This is a genomic window from Paraburkholderia sp. Ac-20347 (assembly GCF_017104805.1).
GTDB classification, from domain to species: Bacteria; Pseudomonadota; Gammaproteobacteria; order Burkholderiales; family Burkholderiaceae; genus Paraburkholderia; species Paraburkholderia tropica.
The window spans coordinates 1-10,609 of record NZ_JAAGPN010000274.1 but is presented as its reverse complement, the minus strand read 5'-3'; the positions used below and the strand labels follow the sequence as shown (position 1 = coordinate 10,609).

Annotated in this window: 7 protein-coding genes and 1 pseudogene; 7 read left to right on the top strand and 1 reads right to left on the bottom strand. The window is 66.0% G+C overall.

What is annotated here, in order from left to right:
- Positions 1-447 precede the first annotated feature (447 nt).
- The 7 genes from G3N97_RS32160 to G3N97_RS32130 all read left to right on the top strand — a co-directional run bounded on the left by G3N97_RS32160 (position 448) and on the right by G3N97_RS32130 (position 8,713).
- Positions 448-1,716 (top strand): MFS transporter, encoded by a 1,269-nt coding sequence (locus G3N97_RS32160; RefSeq protein ID WP_205996964.1) that lies wholly within the window; start codon positions 448-450, stop codon positions 1,714-1,716.
- Between the two features lie 389 nt (positions 1,717-2,105).
- Positions 2,106-2,558: a zinc-finger-containing protein gene (locus tag G3N97_RS32155; RefSeq protein WP_065064421.1), complete on the top strand. Its 453-nt coding sequence runs from the start codon at positions 2,106-2,108 to the stop codon at positions 2,556-2,558.
- A 236-nt stretch (positions 2,559-2,794) separates the two neighbouring features.
- Positions 2,795-3,259, top strand: coding sequence for a hypothetical protein (locus G3N97_RS32150; protein WP_205996963.1), 465 nt, complete (start codon positions 2,795-2,797; stop codon positions 3,257-3,259).
- A gap of 917 nt (positions 3,260-4,176) precedes the next feature.
- Complete coding sequence (locus G3N97_RS32145; RefSeq protein ID WP_205996962.1) at positions 4,177-4,350, top strand: hypothetical protein; 174 nt, start codon at positions 4,177-4,179, stop codon at positions 4,348-4,350.
- Between the two features lie 208 nt (positions 4,351-4,558).
- Positions 4,559-6,310 (top strand): ABC transporter permease subunit, encoded by a 1,752-nt coding sequence (locus G3N97_RS32140; protein WP_205996961.1) that lies wholly within the window; start codon positions 4,559-4,561, stop codon positions 6,308-6,310.
- Positions 6,311-6,326: 16 nt separating this feature from the next.
- Complete coding sequence (locus tag G3N97_RS32135) at positions 6,327-7,661, top strand: nitrate/sulfonate/bicarbonate ABC transporter ATP-binding protein (protein ID WP_205996960.1); 1,335 nt, start codon at positions 6,327-6,329, stop codon at positions 7,659-7,661.
- Positions 7,662-7,945: 284 nt separating this feature from the next.
- Positions 7,946-8,713 (top strand): hypothetical protein, encoded by a 768-nt coding sequence (locus G3N97_RS32130; RefSeq protein WP_205996959.1) that lies wholly within the window; start codon positions 7,946-7,948, stop codon positions 8,711-8,713.
- Between the two features lie 223 nt (positions 8,714-8,936).
- Here the strand turns inward: G3N97_RS32130 and G3N97_RS32125 are convergent.
- Positions 8,937-10,451 (bottom strand): annotated as a pseudogene (locus G3N97_RS32125) (mechanosensitive ion channel domain-containing protein); the annotation flags it as partial.
- Positions 10,452-10,609: the final 158 nt, after the last annotated feature.

The following is a 10,609-nucleotide window of genomic DNA, read 5'->3' as shown; positions in this document are numbered from 1 at the left end:
CCTCCGGCGCGAGCGAGCGGTTGACGCGCTCGACGCTCTCGCGCAGACGCCGGAACGCGTCGATCACGTCGCGCATGCGCTCGGCGCGCTCGTGGCCCGAAGCGGGGCGCAGCGCCGTGATCGTCGCGGCCATGGTCGCCGTTGCGCGCGGCGGCGCGGAGCGCGCAACTGCATTCATCATCCGTGGCCGACTGCTCACTTACCCACCTCGTGTCATCTGCGGAAATCGTCGCCGCGCGGATCCCGGCAAGGATCGCTGGCGCAGTCGTTATATTCTAATGTATATATCGATGCCGATAATGGCCTGCGTGCATGAATCCGACGCGCTCCGGTGACGTCGCGCCCAATCGACTAAAATCAGCCGCTTTATGTGAAGCCCCGGTGACGTCCCGGTAACGCCACCGCGTCGCCGTGACCCTGGCCGCGCCCTTTCGCCTTCCGCCGTACATGAACACACCTTCTTCCGCTCCCGGCGACGCGCCGCAGAGCATCGCGCGCAATCGCGGTTTCCAGCGTTTCTGGGGCGCCCGCGTGCTCGGCTCGATGTCGTTTCAGATGCTGGCCGTCGCGATGGGCTGGCATATCTACGCGCTCACCAAAAGCCCGTTCGCGCTCGGCCTGCTCGGTCTCGCGCAATTTTTGCCGATGTTTCTGCTGACGCTCGTCGTCGGCCATGTCGCCGATCGCTACGACCGCCGACGCATTGCCGCCGTCTGCCAGAGCATCGAGTGCGTGGCCGCGCTGACGTTCGCGCTCGGCACCTTCGGCGGCTGGCTCAGCGCGCCGATGATCTACGTGCTGGCGGCCTGCGTGGGCGCTGCGCGCGCGTTCGAGTCGCCGGCGATCTCGTCGCTGCTGCCGGGTGTCGTGCCGCGCGCGCAACTGCCGAACGCCACCGCGTGGTCGACTTCGGCGACGCAGACCGCGCAGATCGTCGGCCCGGCGCTGGGCGGCCTGCTGTACGGACTCGGCGCGGGGCCGGCGTTCCTGGCCTGCGCGGTGTCGTTCGCAATGGCGGCGACGTTTTCGGCGACGATTCCGCTCAAGGCCCGGCCGCCGTCGCGCGCGCCCGTCACGCTCGAATCGGTGTTCTCGGGCATCGCGTTCATCCGCTCGCAGCCCGTGATTCTGGGCGCGCTGTCGCTCGACCTGTTCGCCGTGCTGTTCGGCGGCGCGACCGCGCTGCTGCCGGTGTTCGCGCGCGACATCCTGCACGCGGGGCCGCTCGAACTGGGCCTGCTGCGCTCAGCGACCGCGGCGGGCGCGCTTGCCGGGACGATCTGGCTCGCGCACTTTCCGCTGCGCCGTCGCCCGGGTTTGTCGATGTTCGGCGGCGTGATCGTGTTCGGCTGCGCGACGATCGTGTTCGGGCTGTCGCACAACGTCGTCATTTCGCTGCTCGCGCTGGCGGTGCTCGGCGCGTCGGACGTGGTGAGCGTGGTCGTGCGCACGTCGCTCGTGCAGTTGCGCACGCCCGATGAAAAGCTCGGCCGCGTGAGCGCGGTGAATTCGCTGTTCATCGGCACGTCGAACCAGCTCGGCGAATTCGAGTCGGGCCTGACCGCCGGATGGTGGGGCGCGCAGCCGGCGGTGCTGGTGGGCGGCGTCGCGACCATCGGCGTCGCGCTGCTGTGGATGAAGCTGTTTCCGGGATTGCGCGACACGCGCTCGCTCGAACGCGAGGATGCGCACGTGGCGGCGAGCGCGGCGGGTTGAACTGTTCGTGGTGGCGGCTGATGGCAACTAACGGCGGCAACTAACGGCGAGCGTCATTGCAACTAACTGCCGTCTACGTCGCCGCTCGGACTCGCGGTGAAATGCTGAAAAGAGTCCGCGTGCTCGCCGCCGCCTGGCGCGTCATCCTGTCTCATTTGGCGTCAATCTGGCCTGTTTGCAGCCAATTTCAACGCGTTTCGGTCCCCTTTGGGCGCTAATCTGCCCGCCGACACCAGGCAAACGCGCCGATTCCCGGTATCCTTTTGCCGAAGCGGCGCGTTCGCGCCGAACCCGGTTAAGTCCAGCCACACCCAGGTCACACCCGTTATCCGCATGTCCCAGTCTTCCAGCCCGCAGCCATCGTCGACGTCCGTTTTCCGGAGCACGCCATGCGCGTAGGCCGTCCGGTCAAGGCGCTGCCGCAACCGCTCTGCGACTACTGCGGCGCGAAAGCCGTACTCGCGCGTTTCGGCGACGAAGCCTACCCGTACCGCGACGATCACGGCACGCTCTGGGTCTGCGCCGCCTGCGAAGCGTGGATCGGCGTACCCGCGCGCAGCACGCGCAACGTGCCGCTCGGCCGCCTCGCCAACGGCGCGCTGCGTGACGCCAAGAGCCGCCTGCACGACGCGCTCGAACCGCTCGTTGCGGCCAAAGTGCGGCGCGACAAGGTCAATATCTTCGAGGCGCGCGGCCGCGCACTGCGCTGGCTCGCCGAGGAACTGGGCTTCGACTTGCCCAATCCGTCGATCCACCATCTGACACTCGATCAGTGCGAAGCGGCAATCCGCCACGTCGAGGCCTTCATGGCTGCGCGCCGCGCCAGCGACGACGAGCGCTGAAGCAACGCGAGCGCTGAAGCAACGGCGAGCGCGTATCCACCGGCCGCTCGCCGATTCCGCCGATTTCACGGTATTCGCCCGCACCCGCGCATCGCCGCACCTATCCGCAAATCGACGCGCATTCCCGCCCGTTCGCGACCCCGCGGACACCTTTAGTTACATCCTCGTCGCAAAACGGCGCTCAACCTTGGCCGCCACATGCCGTTATTGCACCTGAACTGATTCTTTCCTGTGACATGGCCAAGACGATCCCCTTTCCGGCGCAACACATCCAGGCCACGCGCGCACGGCGCCACAAGGCCAAAGCCGAGTTGCTGCCGATGCCGCGTGCGAGCGCGGATGAACTGGCGCTCCAGGTGCATCTGGCGCTGGCCGCGTTGCGCGCGGGCGGCTCACAGCATGACGCCCAGGCGCTCCTGCACGCTCACGTGCTTGCGCAATCGATTGCGGACGCCGGTTACGGCGATCTGACGCCCGAGCAGGTCCGTCCCGCCGATGAAGCGATCATCGCGTGCTTCTCGCGCGGCGGCGCGCACGGCGAATGGCGTCTCGACGATGCGCAGTTCGAAGCCGTGCGCGCGGTCATCAACGTCTACGACGTGCAGCTGCAAAGCGCGCCGATGTGGGTGCTGACCGACGCGAGCGAGCGGCTCGAACGCATGCGCGCAGGCGACGCCGCACAGGCACGCAAACGCGCGTGATGTGCGCGTGACGTGCGCGTGACGTGCGCGTGACGTGTCCGGTAGGCATGTCGATTGCGGGCGACAACGCCGAAATCGACGCTCGCACGGCTACGCAGGCGTACGGAGCAGACGCACGAAGCCGACGCGCCAAGCCGATGTACAAAGCAGCACGAAGCAAAATGTAAGTAAAGCCGCAGACAGGCAGCAACAAAGCAGCAACAACGCAGCCGCAACGCGACGATTCGCACCCCGGGCGACCGTGCTACACAACGGGTCCATGGCGCGCATCGAAGCATTCAGCCCGACCGCGCCCAATGTGCCGTCCGGCGGCGCTGTGGCGGCATTGGCACGGGATTTGACGCGCGGCGCGAATCGTGTTGACTTCCGACAGCGTGCGTGACTAAAATTCGCCCGTCTTAACAAAAGGGGCTGACGCCTTGGACAGTAGCAGTAGTCGATCTTCGAACAGTTTCGCTGCCTGACCGGCAGGACGTCCGCGCTCCCTTTTCTCTCAGCCGCCGTCTTGCCAGCCAGGCAGATGGTGCGCGTCCAGCAGTACATTCTCGTGCACTCTTTTTAGCGTCGACCAGGCGCCGCAGCGTCGTATGCGCAGCGCGCCAGGCCGATATCGAGCCGTGAGCCCTGTTCGCTCGCGGCACGGTCCGTTCGTCACGCCGATCGTCCGCCTTGCGGGGTTCGCGCGACGCACGGATCGCCACATGCGCCGCCTGGGACCGGTTTCCAGCGCGCCGCCGTGACGATAAGGAGTTCCGATGTCCGACAGTGACAGTTATCCGTTATGCCGCTTCCTTTTTTCGTTCCCTGAGGAAAGCGCGCAGACGTGAGCCGCTGACGCGCGTACGCCGCGCGCAGCCGGGTCTGCTGGCTTTCCTCGCAACCGCGATCGCTCCCCGAGCGACGTGAGGAGATCCAGCATGAACTTCGGCCTTCTTCTGCCGCACCTGCCGCAAACGCAGCACACCCTTCATCCCGACCAGCTCGGCGCCCGCGAGCGCACGAGCGACACGCCGCCGTGCCCGCCATCGCGCCTTGCCGCGCGCGGGCGCGATTTACGCGCCCGCGTGTTCCGCGCGTCGGGGCGAGGTTGACCGGGGCTGAACGCAGTTAGACAAGAAAGATCGGCCCCCGCCCGAACGCGCCGCTGCCCGCATGGCGGCGCGCTCGACGCGCGAGCCGCGCATCCTCCAGATCGCCGGTGCAACACAACATGAATCAGTTCAACCGCTCCATGCGAACGACTTGCCGCGCAGCGCGCGCAGGCGTCGTTGCGCATGTCATCGCCCTGGGAGGCCGCTAATGGAGTTCAGATTCAACCTGAACCGTACGGCCAACGCTTCGGCGTGGCGCGTGCTGCCCAATCGCTGGGACTTCGTGGCGTTCCCGCTCATCATCTGCCTGATCGCCATGGCGGCCGTGGGCTTCCACGAAACGATGGCGCCGATCGCCACGCTCAAGGCGCAGCCGATTTCGCTCGATCCGTCGAACCTGCCTGAATACGCGATGCGCACGACGCTGCGCATGCTGGCGGCGATGATCGCCTCGCTGATCTTCACGCTGGTCTACGGCACGCTGGCCGCGAAGAGCCGCCGCGCCGGCCAGGTGCTGGTGCCGATTCTCGACATTCTTCAGTCGGTGCCGGTGCTGGGCTACATCTCGTTCACGGTCACGTTCTTCCTCGCGCTGTTTCCGTCGCGCGTGCTCGGCGCCGAACTCGCGGCGATCTTTGCGATCTTCACGAGCCAGGCGTGGAATATGACCTTCAGTTTCTATCAGTCGCTGCGCACCGTGCCGCGCGATCTCGATGAAGTCTCGAAAGGTTTCCACCTGACGGGCTGGCAGCGCTTCTGGAAACTGGAAGTGCCGTTCTCGATGCCGGGCCTCATCTGGAACATGATGATGTCGATGTCGGGCGGCTGGTTCTTCGTGGTGGCTTCCGAAGCGATCACGGTGGGCAACAACACGATCACGCTGCCGGGTATCGGCGCGTATCTGGCGCAGGCGATTTCCGAAAAGAATCTGCACGCGATCGGCTGGGTGATCCTGACGATGACGGTCGTGATCCTCGCCTACGACCAGTTGCTGTTCCGTCCGCTCGTCGCATGGGCCGACAAGTTCCGCATGGAAAACACCAGTTCCGGCGACGCGCCCGAGTCCTGGCTGCTCGACCTGATCCGCCGCACGCATCTGATTCACCGCCTGCTGGTGCCGATGGGTTTCCTGCTCGCGACGTTCGCACGCATTCCGTTCCGCGTGCAATTGCCGAAAGCGATGCCCGCCGTGAACCTCACGCTCAGCAAGCGCTCGCGTTTTGGCGACGCGATCTGGGCCGTGTTCGTGATCGTGCTCACGCTGTTCGTGGTCTGGCGCGTGGTGGCCTACGTACGCACGGGCGTCTCGCTCGACGAAGTGGGCCACGTGTTCGTGCTGGGCCTGATCACGCTGCTGCGCGTGATGCTGCTGATTGCGATCGCCTCGGTGATCTGGGTGCCGCTTGGCGTGCTGATCGGCTTGCGTCCGGCGCTTGCCGAGAAGGTCCAGCCGCTCGCGCAGTTCCTCGCGGCGTTCCCGGCGAACCTGTTGTTCCCGGTGTTCGTGATCGTGATCGTGCGCTTCCATCTGAACGCGGACATCTGGCTGTCGCCGCTGATCGTGCTCGGCACGCAGTGGTACATCCTGTTCAACGTGATCGCGGGCGCGAGCGCCTATCCAAACGACTATAAGGAAGCGGCCAAAAACTTCCGCATTCGCGGCTGGCAGTGGTGGCGTCAGGCGATCCTGCCGGGCATTTTCCCGTACTACATCACGGGCGCGATCACGGCGTCGGGCGGCGCGTGGAACGCGAGCATCGTCGCCGAATACGTGCAGTGGGGCGATACGAAGCTCGAAGCACACGGCCTCGGCGCGTACATCGCGCAGACGACCGCCGCCGGTGATTTTCCGAAGATCATTCTGGGCATCGCGATGATGTCCCTGTTCGTGACGCTGTTCAACCGCGTGCTCTGGCGTCCGCTGTACACCCACGCCGAGTCCAGGCTGCGGCTCGATTGAGATGGAGTAATACATCATGCTGAATCCGAAAATCGTCTCATCCGACCTGCTGCCGACGCGGCCCACGCTTGGCGAAGAAGTGCTGTCCGTCAAGCACATGTCGCGTGGTTTCGCGAAAAAGGACGACGAGCGCCTCGTGCTCGACGACGTCAATCTCTCGCTGCGCGAAGGCGAAATCGTCGGCCTGCTCGGTCGCTCCGGCTCGGGTAAATCGACGCTCCTGCGCATCATTTCGGGCCTCATCGAACCGAGCGCGGGCGAGGTGAACTGGCTCGGCAAGCCGCTCGACGGCCCGGCGAAGGGCGTCTCGATGGTGTTCCAGACTTTCGCGCTGTTCCCGTGGCTCACGGTGCTGCAGAACGTGGAAGCGGGCCTCGAAGCGCAAGGCGTGCCTGCGCGTGCGCGCCGCGAACGCGCGCTGGCCGCGATCGACCTGATCGGCCTCGACGGCTTCGAAAACGCCTACCCGCGCGAACTCTCGGGCGGCATGCGCCAGCGCGTGGGTTTCGCGCGCGCGCTCGTGGTCGACCCCGCGCTGCTGCTGATGGACGAGCCGTTTTCCGCGCTCGACGTGCTCACGGCCGAGACGCTGCGTACCGACCTGCTCGACCTCTGGACGCAGGGCCGCATGCCGATCAAGTCGATGCTGATCGTCACGCACAACATCGAAGAAGCGGTGTTCATGTGCGACCGCATCCTCGTGCTCTCGTCGAACCCGGGGCGCCTGGTGGCCGACATCAAGGTGCCGTTCAAGCATCCGCGCAATCGTCTGGACCCGGCGTTCCGCAAGCTCGTGGACGAGATCTACGCGAAGATGACCGCGCGCGACGCCGCCGAAACGACCACGCGCCGTCTCGAAGTGGGCAGCCGTTTGCCCGACGTCTCGACCAACCTGATGGCCGGTCTGATCGAAACGCTGGCGGCCGCGCCGTACCACGGTCGCGCGGACATGCCGGAAATCGCGCGCTCGCTGCATCTGGAAGTAGACGACCTGTTCCCGATTGCGGAAATGATGCAACTGCTCGGTTTCGCGGACGTGCGCGACGGCGACCTGTTGCTCACGCCGCCCGCGCGCGTGTTCGCCGAGATGGGCACGCAGGCGCGCAAAATGATGTTCGCCGATCATCTGCTGCGCAACGTGCCGCTCGCCGCGCGGATCAAGAAGGTGCTCAACGAACGCCCGGGCCACCGCGCGCCGCGCGTGCGCTTCGAGCAGGAACTGGAAGATTTCCTCTCGGATACGGCCGCCGAAGAAACGCTCGACACGGTGATCGACTGGGGTCGCTACGGCGAGATTTTCTCGTACAACGACCAGTCGGAAATTTTCAGTCTCGAAGACGTGGAAGCATAAGGTTCGCAAGGGACGCAGCGCACGCGGCGCTCCTCCTGAAAAAAACGCTGTGGATGACGGCTCAATTGTGCCGTTGCCCGCAGCGTTTTTTTTCGTCTCATCGACAACTTCGCAGTACGAACCTCAAAGAAATGACGATTCTCCGCTGCTAGTATTTTTTCGACGCGAGCGGTGCACGGCGTACGTCACATCGCATGCGAGATGCGCGTCGATCTGAAATCGAATGAGCATCGAATCGGTTGCATTTTTTTGCGGTCATCGGAAGGGAGAACACGATTATGTCGATGGATCGAAGGACACTCTCCGCGGAAGCGGTCACGGCGGCGTTCAACCAGATCTGCACGCATCTCGACGAAGATGCGGGCGAGCTCGACGCGGCTACGCGCAAGCGCCTGGAACGCATCGCAAAGGAAAGCATGGAAGCGCACCCTGCGCTCGCGTGGCAAACGCTCGGCATGCTGGCCGCCGAGCGCTGGGACGGCGAGGCGCTCGAAGTGGCGTACGCGAACGCGTTGCGCTGCGAACGCGGCGTCCAGGCCGACATCAATTGCGCGGTGGCGCTCGCGGCCTGCAACCGTTTCGGCGAAGCCGCCGAGGTGGCCGAGCGCGCATGGCAGGCGCAGCCGTCCAGCCTGCTCGCGTTGCGTGGCGCAATCGACATGGCGTGGCAGGCCGGACGCTGGGCGCGTGCGCTGGAACTCATGCAGGCGCTCAATTCGCGTTCGAATGCGACGGATCGCGAAACGGAGGCGTATCGGCGCAAGGCGGTGGCGATTCTGGAGCAGTATGCGGTGCCGCTGTCCGTTGTCGAGTCGCTGCACGACGCCGTCTATGACTTTCTCGCTACGCGCCGCGTGCGGGCGCTCGCGGCCTGCGAATACGTCGACGACGGTCCGGGCGAGGAAACGGTGTATGTGACCGTTCAGATTGCGCGGGAGCGCGACGAGGTGGAACGGCTGGATGAGGCGTTGACGGAGGTGCTGCAGGAAACCGGCGGCCTCTCCGTGCTCAGCACGTTCTGCATCACTCTCGGTGAAGTGGAGACGGTCTGATGTTTGCTACGCGCGCGAACGCCACCATCAATCGGCTCGCGCTGCGAGTGGATAAAGCAGGAGGCGCAAAGGTGAGCTTCTTCGGGAGAGGGCGAATCGCACTTGTTTTGCGCGCGATTCGCGACGTGCGATCACGCGCAAAGCCCCGCAGTGGCGTGAAATCCCGTCACGCCTCGCGCGCCGCACAGCGAGCATGCGTGCGCGAAGGTGAGGTTTTACGGGATCAGGACGGTTTGCGGCGCGGTGGCGTGCGCGAGTCTTCTTCGTCGCGTTCGTCGCCGCCGAATACGTGGCCTTCCACATCGCTGTCGTGCGGTACGCCGATCACGAAGTTGCGCTGCGGGTTCGCCAGTTCGATGCCGCGCTCGGTGAAAAGCGCCAGCACGCGGCGGTTGAATTCGCGTTGCACGCCCCAGCGCGAGGAGTCCTTGCACTGGATCTGACCCACGAGCGTGACGCTTGCGCCGTCGACCTGATCCACGCCCCAGTAGGCGAAGTCGCTGAGGATGCCGGACTTGAAGGCATCGTCGGCGCGGATGGAAGCGCCGATTTCCTTGAGCGTGTCGATCGCGCGTTGCAGGTCGTTGCCGTGCGCGATCACCACCTTGACCGCCGCGTTGCCGATGCCGCGATTCGTGTTGTTCACGGTCGTCACGGAGCTGAAGGGCACGGTGTAGAGCGAACCGTCGCCGCCGCGCAGCCGCACCGTGCGGATCGAGAGGAACTCCACCGTGCCCGAGACGCCTGCCACGGTCACCCAGTCGCCGACCTGCATGGCGTTTTCGGTGAGCAGGAAGATGCCGGTGATGAAGTCCTGCACGAGCTTCTGCGAGCCGAAGCCCAGCGCCACGCCGAAGATGCTCGCGCCCGCGATCAGCGGTGCGGTGTTCACGCCGAGCTGCGAGAGCGCGGTGAGGCCCACGATCACGAAGATCGCGACGAACAGCGTGGTGCGGAACATCGGCAGCAACGTGCGCAGGCGTGCGGCGCGCACGTAGTCGCCGGCGTCGGTCCAGGCGTTGAGGCGGCGTTCGGCGGCGCCGTTCGCGACTTCCCAGATCACGATGGCCACGGCGACGGCCACGGCGATCGTGAGCAGCGCGGAGCCGAGCAGGTGCCCGATCGGCGCGTTCATGAGCAGGCGCGACGGGCGCAGGCCCCACACATGCAGCAGCACGTCGATCGTCACGATCCATAGCGCGGCGATCACCACGCGGCGCAAGGCGGGGTAGTAGCGGTAGGCGCGGCGCTGCGAGATGGTCATGTCGGCGCGGTTGCCGAGCGGATCGAACACGCGTCCGAGCGCGCCGAGCGCGACGATGGCGGCCACGCGCGCAGCCAGCAGCACCGCGAGCGAGAGGCCGCCCGCACGCATGAGTTCGCGGTAGCCGCCGCGCAGGTCGAGCGCCCACACGAACCATAGCGCCATGACCACGAAGATCGCGGCCACGGCCCAGATGTCGGCGAACCAGTGCGCGAGCCAGGCCAGCGAACCGCGCTGCGCGGCCACGTTGCGCAGCCAGGCGGCCACGGGCCTACGGCATTGCAGGATCATGACGGCGAGTGCGAGGTGGCCGACCAGCGTGACGATCTTCACGAGCGCGAGATGCGCGTCCTCGGTCATGCCGAGCGGCACTGCGCCCGCGAGCGCGCCGCCCACGCCGCCGATCGCGACGATGCGCACGACCCAGCGCTGCGCGAACGCGGCCCAGGTCGAGCTCATGCGCGTGAGACGCAGCGCGTCCGAGGCGGGCGGCCAGCGCACGCTACTTCACGAGCGCGAGATGCGCGTCCTCGGTCATGCCGAGCGGCACTGCGCCCGCGAGCGCGCCGCCCACGCCGCCGATCGCGACGATGCGCACGACCCAGCGCTGCGCGAACGCGGCCCAGGTCGAG